This is a genomic window from Serratia sp. NA_13 (genome assembly GCF_052691735.1).
In genome coordinates this window covers 20,419-38,785 of record NZ_JBQZFV010000005.1, presented here as the reverse complement: position 1 = coordinate 38,785, position 18,367 = coordinate 20,419, and the positions used below count along the sequence as shown (strand labels likewise).

At 56.5% G+C, this 18,367-nt stretch carries 10 protein-coding genes and 1 riboswitch; of the genes, 7 read left to right on the top strand and 3 right to left on the bottom strand.

The features are described from left to right. Nucleotide 1 precedes the first annotated feature (1 nt). Nucleotides 2–892: a maltose ABC transporter permease MalG gene (malG, locus tag ACUTSU_RS09970; protein WP_012147168.1), complete on the top strand. Its 891-nt coding sequence runs from the start codon at nt 2–4 to the stop codon at nt 890–892. 87 nt (nt 893–979) lie between these two features. On the opposite strand, the gene psiE is transcribed toward malG, so the two are convergent. Next, complete coding sequence (psiE, locus tag ACUTSU_RS09965) at nt 980–1,387, bottom strand: phosphate-starvation-inducible protein PsiE (RefSeq protein WP_445652834.1); 408 nt, start codon at nt 1,385–1,387, stop codon at nt 980–982. A 221-nt stretch (nt 1,388–1,608) separates the two neighbouring features. Between psiE and ACUTSU_RS09960 the strand changes: the two genes are divergently transcribed. Further along, a complete protein-coding gene (locus ACUTSU_RS09960) occupies nt 1,609–3,042 on the top strand; it encodes a capsule assembly Wzi family protein (protein WP_445652833.1) in 1,434 nt (477 codons plus the stop codon). A gap of 63 nt (nt 3,043–3,105) precedes the next feature. Here ACUTSU_RS09960 and pgi read toward each other — a convergent pair whose 3' ends face one another. Further along, a complete protein-coding gene (gene pgi / locus ACUTSU_RS09955; protein ID WP_017894221.1) occupies nt 3,106–4,752 on the bottom strand; it encodes a glucose-6-phosphate isomerase in 1,647 nt (548 codons plus the stop codon). A 272-nt stretch (nt 4,753–5,024) separates the two neighbouring features. Between pgi and ACUTSU_RS09950 the strand changes: the two genes are divergently transcribed. From ACUTSU_RS09950 to ACUTSU_RS09930, 5 genes are all read left to right on the top strand, one after another. After that, nucleotides 5,025–6,833, top strand: a complete 1,809-nt coding sequence (locus ACUTSU_RS09950) for a cation:proton antiporter (RefSeq protein ID WP_445652832.1) — start codon at nt 5,025–5,027, stop codon at nt 6,831–6,833. A 52-nt stretch (nt 6,834–6,885) separates the two neighbouring features. After that, nucleotides 6,886–7,079, top strand: a riboswitch (Lysine riboswitch). A gap of 109 nt (nt 7,080–7,188) precedes the next feature. Continuing rightward, a complete protein-coding gene (lysC, locus tag ACUTSU_RS09945) occupies nt 7,189–8,556 on the top strand; it encodes a lysine-sensitive aspartokinase 3 (RefSeq protein WP_445652831.1) in 1,368 nt (455 codons plus the stop codon). Nucleotides 8,557–8,719: 163 nt separating this feature from the next. Further along, nucleotides 8,720–9,637: a ketopantoate/pantoate/pantothenate transporter PanS gene (gene panS, locus ACUTSU_RS09940; RefSeq protein WP_445652830.1), complete on the top strand. Its 918-nt coding sequence runs from the start codon at nt 8,720–8,722 to the stop codon at nt 9,635–9,637. Between the two features lie 381 nt (nt 9,638–10,018). Beyond that, complete coding sequence (locus tag ACUTSU_RS09935) at nt 10,019–11,695, top strand: ShlB/FhaC/HecB family hemolysin secretion/activation protein (RefSeq protein ID WP_445652829.1); 1,677 nt, start codon at nt 10,019–10,021, stop codon at nt 11,693–11,695. Nucleotides 11,696–11,738: 43 nt separating this feature from the next. Continuing rightward, on the top strand, nt 11,739–16,562 hold the full coding sequence (locus ACUTSU_RS09930; protein WP_445654103.1) for a hemagglutinin repeat-containing protein: 4,824 nt from the start codon (nt 11,739–11,741) through the stop codon (nt 16,560–16,562). A 52-nt stretch (nt 16,563–16,614) separates the two neighbouring features. Here the strand turns inward: ACUTSU_RS09930 and ACUTSU_RS09925 are convergent, their stop codons facing one another. Next, nucleotides 16,615–18,264, bottom strand: coding sequence for a Na/Pi cotransporter family protein (locus tag ACUTSU_RS09925; RefSeq protein WP_445652827.1), 1,650 nt, complete (start codon nt 18,262–18,264; stop codon nt 16,615–16,617). Nucleotides 18,265–18,367 lie beyond the last annotated feature (103 nt).

Here is an 18,367-nt window from a genome sequence, read left to right as displayed (position 1 = left end):
AATGGCTATGGTCCAACCCAAATCCCAGCGTCTACGTCTGTGGATAACCCATGCTCTGATGCTGTGCTTTATCGCCCTGATCATGTTCCCGCTGCTGATGGTCGTCACTATCTCGCTGCGGTCTGGCAACTTCGCCACCGGCAGCCTGATACCGGAACAAATTTCCTGGGATCACTGGCGGTTGGCGCTCGGCATGAGCGTGACGCACGCCGACGGCAGCGTCACCCCACCGCCATTCCCGGTCCTGCTGTGGCTGTGGAACTCGATCAAGATCGCGGTGATCACCGCCATTGGCATCGTCACGCTTTCTACCACCTGCGCCTATGCCTTTGCTCGCATGCGTTTTCGCGGTAAAAGCACGCTGCTGAAAAGCATGCTGATTTTCCAGATGTTCCCGGCGGTATTGTCACTGGTGGCGCTGTACGCCCTGTTCGATCGCCTGGGTCAGTACATTCCGTTTATCGGCCTGAACACCCACGGCGGGGTAATTTTCGCCTATATGGGCGGCATCGCGCTGCACGTCTGGACCATCAAGGGCTATTTCGAAACCATCGATAACTCTCTGGAAGAGGCGGCGGCACTAGACGGGGCCAGCCCGTGGCAGGCTTTCCGTTTGGTGCTGCTGCCGCTGTCAGTACCGATTCTGGCGGTGGTGTTTATTCTGTCATTCATCGCCGCTATCACCGAGGTGCCGGTGGCTTCACTGCTGCTGCGCGACGTCAACAGCTATACGCTGGCAGTTGGGATGCAGCAATATCTGAACCCGCAGAACTATTTGTGGGGCGACTTTGCCGCTGCGGCGGTGCTGTCGGCAATTCCAATAACCGCCGTCTTCCTGCTGGCGCAGCGCTGGCTGGTCGGTGGCCTGACGGCCGGTGGGGTGAAAGGTTAGTTTTGTGCCACTGCAATGCGATTGATGTACTTCGTTCTATAACCTGTGTCTTCGGCGGCCCCTTACGGGCCGCCATTTTTATGTCATTTATTCTCGTTTTAAGCGGTCGGTATTCGCCAGATAAAGCGTCACCACCAGTAACAAGATCGCGGCAGAATAAATTAACGTGTCTATTGGATTTTCATGATCCACGATGATCAAACGAATAATCGCGGTAATACCGATATAAATAAAGTAGCGCAGAGGGAAGTGATAACCCGATTCAAAATACTTCACAATCAAAGCGATAAATTCAAAGTAGAGAAAGTAAATCACTATCCCTTCAATCAGCAAATAGGACGTCGACTCCTCGTTGTTTACAAATAAGACTTGCGCCAAATGAATGGTCTCTTTCACCAAAAAGACGATCAGGATCGCCGCCAGCAGCAACAGTCCCACGTTCAACACCCGTTGCAACCCCTTGGCGATCATCACCGAGCGAGAGGTTTTTGCCATAAATATTCCCCATCAATACCACTGTAGTTATTCGCGCATCCTAACATAGGCATTATCTTAAAAATTAACATCTGCGCAGGGTCTAAAAAAAATAAGTATTATTCAAACAGTTACATTTTAATGTTTCATATGGATATATTTGTAGCAAATTGAAATGTCCACTATGATGGGTTATAGATCTTTACATAAAACAAACAACTCGAATTAACAAGGGAATATTTATGCGCGCTAAACTTAACGGACTGGTCGCCGCAGGCTTGTTTACCTGTGCATTGGGCGGTCATGCCAGCGGATTGGTAACCCCTGATAATGACCTGCGTAATGACCTCGCCTGGCTGTCCGACCGTGGCGTCATCAACGTTAGCCTGTCCACCTGGCCACTGAGCCAGGAAGAAATCAGCTCTGTAATTTCACAGGCCAAACCGGTAACCAATACCGAGAAAAACGTTCTCGACCGCGTTCAACGCCGCGTCGGTAACTTAAAAGCCAATATTCGCGTCAGCGGCTATGCAGCCACAGACAAACCTGGCACGCCGCAGGGCTTCGGCCAGAACCAATATGCTGACCAAAGTCTGACTATCGGTGCCGGTGCCAACGGCGAGTTCTGGGACGTGCGACTCCAAGGATCAGTCGAGGGCGATCAACGCGTCAGCGACGGCTCCAAATTCAACCTGAATGGCTCCTATGGTGCAGTGAAAATCTGGAACCAATGGCTGTCCTTCGGTGAGGTATCCCAATGGTGGGGGCCGGGCTATGACGGCAGCCTGATTCGTTCCGATGCCGCACGCCCGGTTGCCGGTTTTATGCTGCAGCGCGCCGACCAATCGCCGTTTGAAACCCCTTGGTTGTCGTGGATTGGCCGTTGGCAGTACCAGCTTACCGCCGGCCAGCTGTCGCAATACACTGCCGTGCCTGATACCAAACTGATTGGCGGTCGTTTTACCATGATGCCGACCAACTTCCTCGAGCTGGGCGCTTCACGCGTCATGATGTGGGGTGGCGATGGCCGTCCGCACTCCTGGAGTTCGTTCTGGGACGGTGTGACCGGTAACGACAACACCGGCGACCCGAAAAACGATCCGGGTAACCAGCTTGGCGGGTTTGACTTCAAGCTGAAAATGCAGCCGCTGATTGGCCTGCCGGTCAGCTTCTACGGCCAAATCACCGGTGAAGATGAAGCCGGCATGTTGCCGTCGCACAATGCCTATCTTTTAGGTCTGGAAGGTCACCCAGAATGGGGCCCAACCACCATCAACTGGCACATTGAGGGCAGTGATACTCGCTCCAATGGCAATGCCAACAACGTTATGTATAATCACTACATTTACAGAGGCGGCTACTACCAGCAAGGCTACCCACTGGGTCATGCCATGGGTGGCGACGGGCAAATGCTGTCCGGCCGAGTAGAAATGGTGTTGGATGATGGTCAGCGTTGGAGCACCCGCTTGGTGTACGCCAAAGTGAACCCAAATAATCAGTCTATCAACCATGCATTCCCGAAATCCGACACGCTGAAAGGCATTCAGTTGGGCTGGGGCTACAACTTCGACTCGCAGGTCAAGTTCGATACCAGCCTGTGGTACACCGATAACAACGCCAGCACTGCCGATGACGTGGGCGCAGGCATCAGTTTCGAAGTGCCTATCAATCTGTAATCATTCAGATGTAAAAAAACCCGCCGTGGCGGGTTTTTTATTGGCATCAATTCGGGGTAGTACTTAACGCCATTCTTTAAAGCGGTTGATCAGCGCATTGGTTGAGCTGTCATGGCTGCTGACCGCTTCATCACCCGCCAACTCCGGCAAGATGCGGTTAGCCAGCTGTTTGCCCAGCTCCACGCCCCACTGGTCGAAGGTGAAGATGTTCAGGATCGCGCCCTGGGTGAAGATCTTGTGTTCATACAGAGCAATCAGGCTGCCCAGGCTGAACGGGGTAATCTCACGCAGCAGGATGGAGTTGGTCGGACGGTTGCCTTCAAACACCTTGAACGGCGCCACGTGCTTGACCTCTTCCGGCGTTTTGCCCTGTGCAGCAAACTCGGCCTCTACCACCTCCAGCGATTTACCAAACGCCAGCGCTTCGGTCTGTGCGAAGAAGTTCGACAGCAGTTTGGCGTGGTGGTCGCTCAGCGGGTTGTGGCTGATGGCCGGTGCGATAAAGTCGCAAGGCACCAGTTTGGTCCCCTGATGGATCAACTGGTAAAACGCGTGCTGACCGTTGGTGCCTGGCTCGCCCCAGATGATCGGGCCGGTCTGGTAATCCACCGGGTTGCCGTTGCGATCGACATACTTACCGTTGGATTCCATGTTGCCCTGCTGGAAGTAAGCAGCAAAACGATGCATGTACTGGTCGTAAGGCAGGATAGCTTCGGTTTCTGCACCGAAGAAATTGTTGTACCAGATACCAATCAGCGCCAGCAGCACCGGCAGGTTTTTCTCTGCCGGGGTTTGTGCAAAGTGTTGGTCCATCGCATGCGCGCCACTCAGCAGCTGTTCAAAGTTATCAAAGCCCAGTGACAGGGCAATCGACAGACCAATCGCCGACCATAGGGAATAACGACCGCCGACCCAATCCCAGAATTCGAACATGTTGGCAGTATCGATACCGAACTCACCCACCGCTTTGCCGTTGGTCGACAGCGCCGCGAAATGCTTCGCCACGTGTTTTTGATCGCCAGCAGTGCTCAGGAACCAGTCGCGCGCGCTGTGGGCGTTAGTCATGGTTTCCTGGGTAGTGAAGGTCTTGGACGCCACCAGGAACAGGGTGGTTTCCGGGTTCAGTGGCTGCAGTGTTTCGGCGATGTGAGTGCCGTCAACGTTGGAGACAAAATGCATATTCAGGTGGTTTTTGTATGGGCGTAGCGCCTCGGTCGCCATATAAGGGCCGAGATCGGAACCGCCGATACCGATGTTCACCACGTCGGTAATGGCTTTGCCGGTGTAACCTTTCCAGTCACCGCCAATCACGCGGTCGCAGAACTGTTTCATTTTGGCCAGCACCGCATTCACTTCCGGCATCACGTCTTTGCCGTCCACGATAATCGGGGTATTGCTGCGGTTGCGCAGAGCAACGTGCAGCACCGCACGATCTTCGGTACGGTTGATTTTCTCACCGGCAAACATGGATTTGATCGCGCTTTGCAGATCGGTTTCTTTCGCCAGTGCCTGCAGCTTCTCCAGGGTCTCCGCGCTAATGCGGTTTTTAGAGTAGTCCACCAGCATCTGATCGTTGAAGGTGGCAGAGAACTTGGAGAAACGCTCTTTGTCCTGAGCAAACAGATCGCTGATCTGTACATCTTTCATCTGTTCGAAATGTTGCTGCAGGGCTTGCCAAGCAGCGGTTTGACTAGGATTGATATTTTTCATAGCAACACTCTTAGGCTTGAGAATAAAGATGACGTGGTTGTCCGATTGTAGCCTGTTCGACTGTGATTATGATCTCTTTTCTTGCGATAGGCGCTAACGATCAAACGCTGCCGCATCGTTTCAGCTCTTCCCCTATACTTTTGGATAACAGCCTGTTATCAGGGTGAGTTAACTGTCACCAAACTGTGTCAGATTATCACCACGTCATTGACGTAATTAGGCTAAGGATGCGCGCCAATCAGGCTGCGGTTTGAAACACGAAGGACATTACTATGGAATTATCTGCCCCGTTGATGTTGGTGGTTATTGGATTGAGTTCGCTGCTGGCGCAGTGGCTGGCCTGGCTATTACGCCTGCCGGCGATCCTGCCGCTGCTGGTGTTTGGCGTGGTGCTGGGCCCGGTGGTACATCTGGTCCAGCCGGACGCGCTGTTTGGCAATTTGCTGTTCCCACTGGTGTCGTTGTCGGTGGCCATTATTCTGTTCGAAGGCGCGCTGACGCTGCGGGTCGAGGAAATACGTGGCCTGGGTGGCGTGGTACGCAACCTGGTGACCATCGGCATGCTGATGACCTTCTTGGTGATTGGCGTGGCCTGCTGGTGGCTGCTGGACTTTCCCCCCGAATTGGCGGCGCTGATCGGCGCAGTCACCGTGGTCACCGGCCCGACGGTGATCGCCCCGCTGATGCGGGTAGTGCGGCCCAACGCCAATATCAACCAGGTGCTGCGCTGGGAAGGGATAGTGATCGACCCGGTCGGCGCTATCTTCACCCTGCTGGTGTTTGAATTTATCGTTCTGAAACAGCATTCGGAGTCTTATACCCACCTGTTCTACACCCTGGGCATTACCGCCGCCGTCGGCCTGATGGCTGGCGCACTGTTTGGTTACCTGCTGGGCCTGGCGCTGCGCCGTGTCTGGCTACCCCGCTACCTGCAAAACCTAGCGGTGCTGGCAATTATGCTCACCGCTTTTGGCGTATCCAACGCCATTGCCGACGAGTCCGGCCTGCTGACCGTCACGGTGATGGGGATCTGGCTGGCCAATATGCGCGATGTCGATACCAGCGACATCCTGGCGTTTAAGGAAGAACTGTCGGCGATCCTGATTTCGGCGCTGTTTATCATTTTGGCAGCACGGCTTGATATCCAGGCGCTGTGGAATATGGGCTGGCCGCTGCTGGGCCTGCTGTTGGTGGTGCAGTTTATCGCCCGGCCGCTGTGTATTGCGGTATCGACCTGGCGCTCCTCCCTGCACTGGCGCGATCGGCTGCTGCTGTGTTGGATCTCGCCACGCGGCATCGTCGCCGCGGCGGTCAGTTCGCTGTTCGCCCTGACCTTGCAACGCAGCGGTTACCCAGGGGCCGATCGGCTGGTGACAGTAGTGTTCGCCGTGATCATCGGTACCGTGGTGCTACAAAGCCTGACCAGTAGCCTGATGGCGCGCTGGTTGCGGGTACAGCAGCAAAAACCGCGCGGCGTGCTGATTGTCGGTGCCAACAGCGTGGCACGCATGCTAGCGCAGGCGTTGATCAAAATGAATATCCCGGTGCTGGTCACCGACAGCAGTTGGGAATATTACCGCCAGGCACGCATGGAGGGCATCCCCGCCTATTATGGGCATGCTTACTCCGAGCATGCCGAGAACTATCTTGATCTCAGCGATACCGCGCAGGTGCTGGCACTGTCGCCCAACCGCCATCAAAATGCGCTGGCGGTCTACCACTTCGGCCATATTTTTGGTGAGGGAAAGGTGTTCGCCATCCGTTCCGGCGCACCGTTGAAAGGCCGAGGCAACAGTGGGGAAAGCTCTCGCTTTCGTCGGCATGAAGTTTTATTTAATCAAGAAGCCACCTACGCCCGCTTGAGCAGTCTGATCGCCCATGGCGCCACCATCAAAGCCACCAAGCTGAACGAAAACTTTGGCTGGCTGGAATATATTGAAAAAAATCAGGGGATTATTCCGTTATTCAGCCAACGGGAGGATGGCGCACTGCACCCCATCGGAAACGGTTTCGTTCCGGCGATGCCCTGTACGCTGATTGCACTGGTACAAGATGAAAATCCCTCAACGTCCGGACGTTGACAGCAGCGTGATTACCGGCTATTCCTAACAGCCTACTTGCGCACCCGGTGTGCAAGCCAGAAGAGGTGCGTCGCCCAGGTAGAGTGTCAGAGGAGCCGTTGTCCAATGACGGCACTTGAGGGGGAGCGACGCCGAGGTAAGGTGATGTGCGGCATTCATCGTATCGACTACAGGGGCTGAATCCCCTGAGTTGTCACCAGGGATTGTCCGTAGGGGCAATCAGCAAGGTGGGGCGCTTCTGGGTGTATCGTAGCCTTAACCTCTACGTCTGCCCCCTGCTTATCGCTCCTCCCTTGTGCCAAGGCTATGAAAAAAGCGCTCTCTGAATAGAGCCACCCTGACACGAGGTTTTTACATGAACCAAGCAGCACCCCAGAATTCCACCGTTGTCGCCAAATTCGGCGGCACCAGCGTTGCTGACTACGAAGCCATGAACCGCAGCGCCGACGTCGTACTCGCCAATCCGGACGTACGCCTGGTGGTCTTGTCCGCTTCTGCAGGCGTCACCAACCTGTTGGTGGCTCTGGCCGAAGGCAGCGATGCCGACAAACGCCATTTCCAGCTCGATGAAATCCGTCGTATCCAATACGCTATCCTTGATCGTCTCGACAATCCGGCGGTTGTGCGCGAAGAAATCGACCGCATGCTGGAAAACATCGCCATGCTATCCGAAGCGGCATCGCTGGCAAATTCAGCGGCATTAACCGACGAACTGGTCAGCCATGGCGAACTGATGTCTACCCTGCTGTTTGTGGAGATCCTGCGTACTCGCAAGGTGCAGGCGGAATGGTTTGACGTGCGAAAAGTAATGCACACCGATGACCACTTCGGGCGTGCCACACCGGACAGTGCAGCACTGAGTCAATTAGCCCAATCGCTGCTCAAACCGCGTCTGCAAGAAGCGCTGGTGGTCACCCAGGGCTTTATCGGCAGCGAGCCGAAAGGCCGTACCACTACGCTGGGCCGTGGCGGCAGCGATTACACCGCCGCCCTGCTGGGTGAAGCGCTGAGCGTCAGCCGGGTGGATATCTGGACCGACGTGCCGGGCATCTACACTACCGATCCTCGCGTGGTTCCGGCGGCTAAACGCATTGACCGAATTACCTTCGAAGAAGCGGCAGAAATGGCGACCTTCGGTGCGAAAGTATTGCACCCGGCGACCCTACTGCCAGCCGTGCGCTGCGATATTCCGGTGTTTGTCGGCTCAAGCAAAGATCCGGCCGCCGGGGGCACCCTGGTGTGTAATACCACCGAGAATCCACCGCTGTTCCGCGCGCTGGCGTTGCGCCGCAAGCAAACCCTGCTGACACTGCACAGCCTCAACATGCTGCACGCACGCGGTTTCCTGGCCGAGGTGTTCAACACTCTGGCACGCCATAATGTCTCTGTGGATCTGATCACCACTTCCGAAGTCAGTATCGCGCTGACCATGGACACTACCGGCTCTACCAACACCGGTGGTAGCCCGCTGACCACCTCGTTGCTGACCGACCTGTCATCACTGTGTCGAGTGGAAGTGGAAGAAAACCTGGCGCTGGTGGCGTTGATTGGCAACAAACTTTCCCAGGCCTGCGGCGTCGGCAAGGAAGTGTTTGGCGTGCTCGATCCGTTCAATATCCGCATGATTTGCTACGGCGCCAGCAGCTATAACCTGTGCTTCCTGGTCCCCGGCAACGACGCCGAGCAAGTGGTACGCACCCTGCATCACAATCTGTTCGAATAGTTTTATTAATACCTGCGCTAATAGGCGTATATCGTCGCAGTCAATTTGGGTTCGGACAGCGCACAGGAACCGGAGCGTACGCAAAGTACGTGAGGATTCCGAGCACTGCCCGGGCTCAAAGTGGCCAGTAAGATAGCCTACTAACTGAAGGAAAACCTCATTCATGCTGGCACGATTTACCCGATTATTCCCCTTGTGGGCGGTGCTGCTCGCCGTCGCCGCCTACTTCACCCCCACCACCTTTACCGGTATCGGCCCCTACGTCAGCCCGCTGCTGATGTTGATCATGTTCGCCATGGGCGTCACGCTGCGGCTGGATGACTTCAAGCGCGTGCTGTCGCGACCAGGCCCGGTAGCCGCCGGGATCTTTCTGCATTATCTGATCATGCCGCTAGCCGCCTGGCTGCTGGCGATGCTGTTCCACATGCCGCCGGATCTTTCCGCCGGCATGGTGCTGGTTGGCAGCGTGGCCAGCGGCACCGCTTCCAACGTCATGATCTATCTGGCAAAAGGTGATGTAGCACTGTCCGTCACCATCTCAGCGGTTTCCACTCTGGTGGGCGTTTTCGCCACGCCGCTGCTGACCCGCTTATACGTCGATACCGAGATCAGCGTCGATGTGATGGGCATGCTGCTGAGCATTCTGCAGATCGTGGTGATCCCGATTGGTCTGGGGTTGATCGTCCATCACACCTTTACCAAAACCGTCAAACGCATTGAGCCTATTTTGCCGGCGCTGTCGATGGTGTGCATTTTGGCGATCATCAGTGCCGTAGTGGCAGGCAGCCAAAGCCATATCGCCTCAGTCGGGCTGGTGGTGATCATCGCGGTGATCCTGCATAACGCCATCGGGCTGCTGAGCGGTTACTGGGGCGGCAAGCTGTTTGGCTTTGACGAGTCCACCTGCCGTACGCTGGCGATTGAAGTCGGCATGCAGAACTCCGGGCTGGCGGCAACGCTGGGCAAAATTTACTTCTCACCGCTGGCCGCGCTGCCGGGCGCCCTGTTCTCGGTGTGGCATAACCTGTCCGGTTCGCTGCTGGCGGGTTACTGGTCCGGTCGGCCAATCGGCAAAAAATAATCTCATCCTGGGGCGCAAATGACTGCGCCCCAACCTTCTGCGAAATTTCGTATTTCCCACTGGTCGGATTGTCAGAATTACCCTCACCCTCTATTATCCTAGGACAAAATAAAAATTCAGATACTTCCAATCCGTGCCGATAAGATTTAAATAACGGAAAAGTTAATTACTTATTTAGTTAATTAACTCAACGGAACTGAAAATTAAAACAAGCAGCCTAATTATTATTTAGATATATACCCATCGTCTTAATTTGCCTGCGGCAAATCGAGATATCGCAATGTGCTTGTCGCTCGCTGTTTCGGGCCGGCCTCTGGCCGTCCGTTTCTTGACCTCATGGATTGAGCAGGCCACCCCGCTGGCTTCTCATAATGGATTAAAATGATTAAAAAAACCGCCGCCCTGGTGCTGCTGTTCAGCACTGCGCTCCCCGCCGCTACCCTGCCGGAAATGGAGCATTTTTCGCCGATGGGCGAATCACGCCGCGCCCTGCAAGACGGCACGCGTGAGGTGAATCAGCAGATAGAGCAACGACGCTATCAACAGCTTAAACAACAGCAATTACTGGCAGACCCCGAACCCGCGCCCCCGACATTGCCGCGTTCAGCCCAATGTTTGCCGATTGATGGCGTCTATCTGCAAGGCATTACCCTGTTGTCTGAGAAAGATTTGGCGGCGCTCAGTGCACTGCCACCACGTTGCATCAGCAGTAATGACATCAACCGTCTGACGCGCGAATTAACCCGTTTATACCTTGATAAAGGCTATATCACCGCCCGCGTACAGTTTATTCGCCCTAATGCCGAAGGGGAATTGGGTCTGCGGGTCATCGAAGGATTTATCGAGAAAATAGAGGGTGGCGATCGTTGGGTTAACAGCAAATTATTATTCCCCGGACTGGAAGGCCAACCGCTGAAATTAATCCAGCTCGATCAGGGATTGGATCAGGCCAATCGTTTGCAATCGAACAAAACTCGCCTGGATATATTACCGGGCAACCAAACCGGCGGCTCTATTATTCGGTTGCATAACCAACATACCAAGCCCTGGCTGCTATCCGCCACCCTGGACAATTACGGCCAGAAAAATACCGGCCAGTGGTTGGCTCGCAGCACGGCAACGCTGGACAGCCCGTTTGGGCTGTCGGACTTTGTCAGCCTGAACGTCGCCGGTACCTTGAAAGACCCGTCGCAGCGCTATAACCGCGCCTATACCCTGCTCTATTCCCTGCCCTATGGCGCTTTTACCTTCAGCGGTTTTGCCAGCTATTCGCAATACATGAACCGCCAGCAGTTGGTTTTCAACAGCTATAAGCTGCACGGCCAGACCCAGCAATACGGCCTGCGCGGCGATTATGTGTTCTACCGCGATCGCGATCAAATCAACGCCCTGAGCGGCCAACTGACCCATAAACGTATCAATAACTACTTCGACACCGTGCGCATCAGCCTCGGCAGCCCGACGCTCAGCCTGTTCGAACTGGGGGTGAATCACCTGCAGATCCTGCCTGCCGGGCTAGTCAGCGCCAACCTCAGCGTAGAACAAGGATTGCCGTGGTTTGGGGCCGATAGCCACGGCGGTGCCGGCCTGCCCGATGCCCAATTCACCAAAGGCAAGCTGTTCGCCAACCTTACCCAACGCTTCACCCTGGCCGGTTCCGGTTACCAGCTCAGCAACCTGCTGTATGGGCAATATAGCCGCGATCGGCTGCCCGGCGTGGAATGGCTCAGCCTGACCGACCGCAGCGCGATCCGCGGCTTCAGCCGCAGCACGCTGTCCGGCGATAACGGCTGGTACCTGCAAAATACCCTGTCCCGCAGCTTCAACCTGGGCCAAAGCACCCTCACCCCACGCCTCGGCGGCGACGTCGGCCGGGTGCTACCGCGTGACAACCGCCCCTCGGGTTGGCAAAGCAGTGCAGGTTTGAGCGCCGGGGCCACCCTGCGTTATCAGCGGGCCATCATCGACGTCGAGGCCAGCCGAGGCTGGCTACTGTCCAGCCACGCCATGCCGGACGATCCGATCCAGGTGCTGGCCCGCTTCTCGTACACCTTTTAGTCACTTTCTGCAGTACCACACGGCGATATATGGAGATACATGGATGAAAAATAATAACTTCAGGCTTTCGGCGGCGGGTAAGTTGGCCGCTTCACTGGCGATCATTCTCGCTTCACTTGGCAACGGTTACGCCGGCGAGATCGTGGCGGCTAACGGCGCTAACGGCCCCGGCGTTTCCACCGCCGGTAACGGCGCGCAGGTGGTCAATATTGTTACGCCGAATGACCACGGGCTATCGCATAACCAATATCAGGATTTCAACGTCAACCAGCCCGGCGCGGTGCTGAATAACTCGCGCGACCCCGGACTGTCACAGTTGGCCGGTCAGTTGGGGGCCAACCCGAATCTGAACGGCCAAGCGGCCAGCGTGATCCTCAACGAAGTGATCAGCCGCAATCCGTCGCTGTTGCATGGCCAGCAGGAAATCTTCGGCATGGCGGCCGACTATGTGTTGGCCAACCCGAACGGCATCAGTTGCAACGGCTGCGGTTTTATCAATACCAGCCGTTCGTCACTAGTGGTGGGCAACCCGCTGGTGGAAAACGGCATGCTGCAGGGCTACAGCACCCTGGGTAATCGCAACCCCCTGAGTCTGGATGGCAAACTGAACGCCGGTGGCGTGCTGGACTTGATCGCCCCACGCATCGACAGCCGGGGCGAAGTGCTCGTCACACCGGTATTCGATAAGAAAAGCAGAACAATGGTGGCGGATATCAACGCTATCAGCGGTAATAACCGTGTCTCACGCGAGGCGAAAGTGCTCAGCAGCGAGCCCCCCCTGAGCGCGCTGGACAGCTACTATCTTGGCAGCATGCAGGCCGGACGTATCAACATCATCAACACCGCAGCCGGCAGCGGTGTGAAATTGGCAGGCAAACTGCAGGGCAGCGATGAGATCCGGGTGAAAGCCTACGACATCCGTGCAGAAAGCCAGGTTCGTGACGACAGCAGCAACCGCAACAGCGGTAAGAACTACCAAAACTATCGCGGCGGCATCTATATCAACAACCGCAGCACCAGCCAAAAGCTGGCCCGCACCGAGCTGACAGGCAAAAATATCAGCCTGCTGGCCGATAACAGCAACCACCTGACCGCCACCGATATTCGCGGCGAAGAGGTAAATTTGCAGGGTGCCAACCTGACGCTCGACGGTCAGCAACTCAAACAGACTCAGAGACATACCAATGACCAATGGTTCTATTCCTGGCAGTACGACGTCACCCGCGAAAATGAGCAGCACCAGCAGGTCGGCAGCAGCGTCAGCGCCAGCAAAAACGCCACGCTGACGGCCACCGCACAGGATGTGAAGCTGCTCGGGGCCACGGTCGGAGCCGGTAACTCGCTGAAAATCGATGCCAAACGCGATGTACAGATCGCCGGACTGGTCGAGAAGGATAAAACCAGCGAACGCGGCTATCAGCGTAACCATACATCCCGCCTGCGCACCGGCCGTTGGAACAACAGCAATGAAACCGAAAGCCTGAAGGCCAGCGACCTGCATGCCGGTGGCGATTTGACGCTGAGCGCCGGTAATAGCCTAGTGGCACAGGGAGCCAAGGTGTATGCCGCAGGTAACCTGAAGGTCAATGCCAACGATCAGATCAACATCGACGTGCAAAAAACCGCCAATGCCAAATCGGTGCGTGATAATAAAACCTCTTGGGGCGGTATCGGCGGTGGCTCTAACAAAAACAACAGCTACCGCCGTGAGGTCAGCAACGCTTCCGAGCTGACCGCCGACGGCACCCTGTGGCTGAACGGTAAACAGGGCGTGACCATTACCGGCAGCAAGGTAAAAGGCAACCAGGGCGGTTTTGTTACCGCCAGCAATGGTGGCCTGCGGATTGATAACGCGATTAGCACCAATATCGACAAGGTCAATGCCCGCAACGGTACCGTCTTTAACATCACCAGCAGTTCGCAAAAGTCCAACAACAGCCACCAGCAGTCCACCGCCAGTGAACTGGTTTCCGATACCAACCTGCAACTGGTCAGCCAACAGGATACCGACGTGGTGGGCAGCAAGGTCACCAGCACTGGCAAGCTGGACATCCAGGCCGGGGGCAATATCAATGTCAGCGCGGCAGAGCAACAGCAGCGTATTGATGAGCAGAAAACGGCGCTGTCTGTCAACGGCTACGCCAACGAGAAAGGCGATAAGCAATACCGCGCTGGCTTGCGTATTGAACATACCAGCGATAGCGAGAAAACCACCCGCAGCGAGCAACAGTCTTCAATGCTCAGTGGCGGCAGCGTAGCATTGCAAGCGGATAAAGACGTGACCTTCAGCGGCTCCAAACTGGTGACCACTCAGGGTGATGCCAATGTCAGCGGCAACAACGTCGCCTTCCTGGCGGCGAACAACAAGACCACCAGCGACATCGAGCAAACCAAAATTGGCGGTGGGTTCTATTACACCGGCGGCATCGATAAAGTCGGTTCGGGCATCGAAGGCGGCTATAAGAACAGCAAAACTCAGACGCAAAGCAGCAAGGCCGTTACCTCGGGCAGCGACATCAACGGCAATCTGACTATTAACGCCAAAGACAAGCTGACACACCAAGGCGCGCAGCATCAGGTCGCTGGCAAATATCAGGAGGATGCCAACAGCGTTGCCCACCTGGCCACCACTGACAGCAATAGCAGCAACACCCGCAAAATGGAGGTTGGCGTGGATATCGGTGCTAACGTCGATTACAGCGCCATCACCCGTCCGGTTGAGCGTGCAGTGGGCAAAGCCGCCAAGCTGGACGCCAACGGTGTAATCAACGATATCGGCAGCATCGGCTTGCCGAACGTCGGCATCGACGTGGGTGCCAATGGCGGCAGCAGCGAACAGCGCAGCAGTAGCTCGCAGGCGGTGGTCAGCAACATCAAGGCCGGGGAGATTGAGGTTAAAGCTGCCGGGAAACTGCAGGATCGCGGCACTCAATATCAGACTACCCAGGGTAGCGTGACGCTGAAGGCAGACAGCCACCGCAGTGAAGCGGCGGAAAACCACCAGCAGCAGAACCAAAGCGATACCCATGGCAACGCCAGCGTGCGCGTTTACACCAACACCGGCAACGACCTCAACGTCGACGCCAAAGGTGACGGCGGCAACAAGCATAGCGAAAGTCGCGCCAGCCAGGCCGTCACCGGCGGCATCTCCGCAGCCAACGGCATCGACATCCAGGTTAAGCAGGACGCGGTTTACCAGGGCACTTCTCTCGATGCCGGCAAGGGCAAAGCACAGGTGAAAGCCAAAGACGGCAACCTACATTTCGAACAGGCTACCGACCACAGTCACGAGAGCCACAGTGACTTTAATGTCAAAGTGTCGGCCAAAGGCGGATCCACTCCGGAGACCAAAAACTTCGGCGGCGGGCTGGGAGGCGGTCGCAGCCTGGGCGAAAGCGACAGCAGCAGCGCACAGATCAGCAGCATCGGCGGCCAACAGGGCGTGGAGCTGGAAGCCGGTCGTGGGCTGACGCTGCAAGGCAGTCATGTCACCAGTCAGGGCGACGTCACGTTGCAAGCGGGCGACAAGGTGGCGCTACAGGCAGCCAAATCGCACCAGACGCGCAAGGACGATACGCTGTCAGGCAATATCGATCTTGGCGGTAACAGCACCGACAGCGACAAAAAGAGTGCGGGCGGCATTTCCCTCGGCGGCGCATTTGACATCGCCAAGGTCGATGAATCCTCCACCACCCACCAGGGCGGTAAAATCACCGGCGGTGGCGCAGTGAACATTACCGCCAAAGGCACTGGCGACCAGGCACTGCATCTGCAAGGGGCAGAGATCCAGGGCAGCAGCGTCGGCCTGAATACCGAGCATGGCGGTATGGTGCTGGAGTCGGTGCAAAATCAGGAACAGAAAAACAACTGGAACCTCGGGCTGAAAGCGAACGCCAAAGGTGGCCAATCCTTCAACAAGGATGCCAACGGCAAGGTTGACGCCACCAGCGGCAGCGACACCCATACTCTGGGTGCCGGGGTAAAAGTCGGCGTCGATAAGCTGCAGAAAACCACCCAGGGCAACAGCCTGATTAACGCCAACGAAGTGACGATCAACAGCGGTAAAGACACCTCTCTAGCCGGTGCCCGGATCGATGCCGATAACGTACAGGGCAACGTCGGCGGTGACCTGCGCGTCGAGAGCCGTAAAGACAGCGAAAACAGCGTGAAGGTCAATGTGGATGTCGGTCTGAACCACACCAACGATCCGGCCAGCAGCATCACCTCCAAACTGTCGAAAGTGGGCACGCCGCGCTATGCCGATAAAGTGAAAGAGAAGCTGGAGGACGGGATCAACAAGGTTGCTGACGCCACTACCGACAAGTACAACAGCGTGGCCCATCGTCTCTATCCCAAACAGGACACCACCGGCGCGGTTAGCTTCAACAAGGCCGAGGGCAAAGTAACGTTGCCGGAAACTCTGGTGGGTGAAAAAGAACAGGCACCGCTGTGGGATCGCGGCGCTCGCTTCCTCGGCAACAAGCCCAAAGAGAGCCTGACCGGCCCAGCCGGGCTGCAGGGTCTGTTCAAGGTCAAAGCCGACGTGGTCAATAACGATGCGGTGAACGTGCAATCCGCTATCAGCGGGAAAAATGGTGTGGCGCTGAACGTACAGGGCAACACCCAACTGACCGGTGGGAAGATCCGCAGCCAACAGGGTGAAGTAATACTGGGTAACGGCAAACTGGAACAACAGGACGTGGCGGGCAGCCGTTATCAGGGTGGCGGTCACCTTGATGCGGCAGCCTCTGCCGGTGGCCTGCTGGGGATCGTCGGTAAAAGTGTGGCGAATCTGGAGACCCCGATCGGCGGCTATATCAATAGCCAGGCCGCCGATGCCAAGGCAGGTGTTTTTTCGGGTCAATAACTGGTGGTAAATAATCAAAATCAATGCCCCCGGTTCAGCCGGGGGCATTTTTTTACAGTGTGCTCGGGGTGTCCTCCCATTCGCGCTCATCATCCTTCTCATCCTGATCCAGCACGTTATACGCCACTGCGGCGAACAGGGAGTTCAGACGTTTCATGTCACCCAGCAATCCCAGATGCAGCGAACTGGTTTCGATGCTTTGCACGTTCTGTTGGTGCAGGCGATCGACGTGCGCATGCGCGTAGCGGCGATCCAGAATACGGAACCGGTGCTTGGAGCGTCGCAGCCGCTTGGCGCTGGTGAGGTCACCGGACAGGAACACCGACAGGCTTAGCCGCAGGTTGCCAATCAGTCGCTCATACAGCGTGTCCAGCTCCGCCAATCCTTCGGCCGAAAATGCCCGCCGCGCCGCATGTGACTTCGACGCGATATCGCCGGTCATGCGTTCGATGATGTCCCCGGCCTGTTCCAGGTTGAGCGCCATTTCAATGATTTCTGCCCAACGGCGCGAATCTTCTTCGCCCAGATCCTCTTTTTGGATCTGCGCCAGATACAGCTTGATGGCGGTGTACAGCACATCGACGTCATCGTCCAACCGGCGCACCTCTTTATCCTGCCCAATCTTGCCGTGCAGCACTTCGCGGTGCAGGATCATCATATGTTCCACCACGTCCCCCATGCGCAGAGTCTCACGCGCCGCATTGGCTAGCGCCAGCGTCGGCGTATCCAACGCACTGGCATCCAGATGCCGTGGTCGCAAGCGGGGATCGTCAGCCGCCACGTCGGCGATCAGCGTTTCGCACAGCCGCGCCATCGGTCCGGCCAGTGGGATCAGTACCAGGCAGCGGATCAGGTTGTAGAACACGTGGAAATAAATCACCAGCTCTTCGTTGCCACCAGGCAGCCGGGCCATCGCATCGGCCAGGTAAGAGACAAAGGGCAACACCAGCACACAACCGATCAGCTTGAACAGCAGGCTGCCGAGCGCCACCCGACGGCCGGCGGCATTCTGGCCGCTGGTGTTAATCACCGCCAACAGACCGCTGCCAAGATTGGCACCGATCACCAGACACAACGCCACTTTCAGTGAAATCACGCCGGAGGCGGTCAGGGTTGCCGTCAGCAGCACCGCCGCCAGGCTGGAATAGCTGACAATGGCGAACAATGCGCCGGTCAGGGCATCCAGCATCACATCGCCGGTCAATGACGAGAACAGGACCTTCACCCCCGCGCCCTGGGTAATTGGCGTTGCGGCAGCCACGATCAGCTCTAGCGCCAGGACAATCAGCCCCAGACCAATGCACACCCGGCCCATTTGGCCCACCCGAGTTTGCTTGCGGCTGAGAAACAGGAATACGCCGACCAGGATCAGCAGTGGAGACAACCAGGAGAGATCAAAGGTCAGTATTCGCGCCATCAGCGCGGTACCGACGTCGGCACCGAGCATAATCACCAGTGCAGGCGTCAGCCCCACCAGCCCTTGTGCGACGAAAGAAGTCACCAGCAGCGCAGTAGCGTTGCTGCTTTGCACCAGCGCGGTCACGCCGATGCCGGAGATGAACGCCAGCGGCTTTTTCTGCACGCTGTCGCTCAATACCCGACGCAAATTAGCGCCATAGACCCGCATAATCCCCGTGCGCACGATGTGGGTACCCCACACCAACAGCGCCACAGCAGAAAGCAGATGAAGAAGGGTCAACACGGAAAATACGCTCCATAAACGCCAGCAAGGCAACCGTTCTGCCGGGCGTTAAAGAACAGAACAGCGGCAACGGGGGGCAGACTGCCGCTGAAGGGAAGGGAAA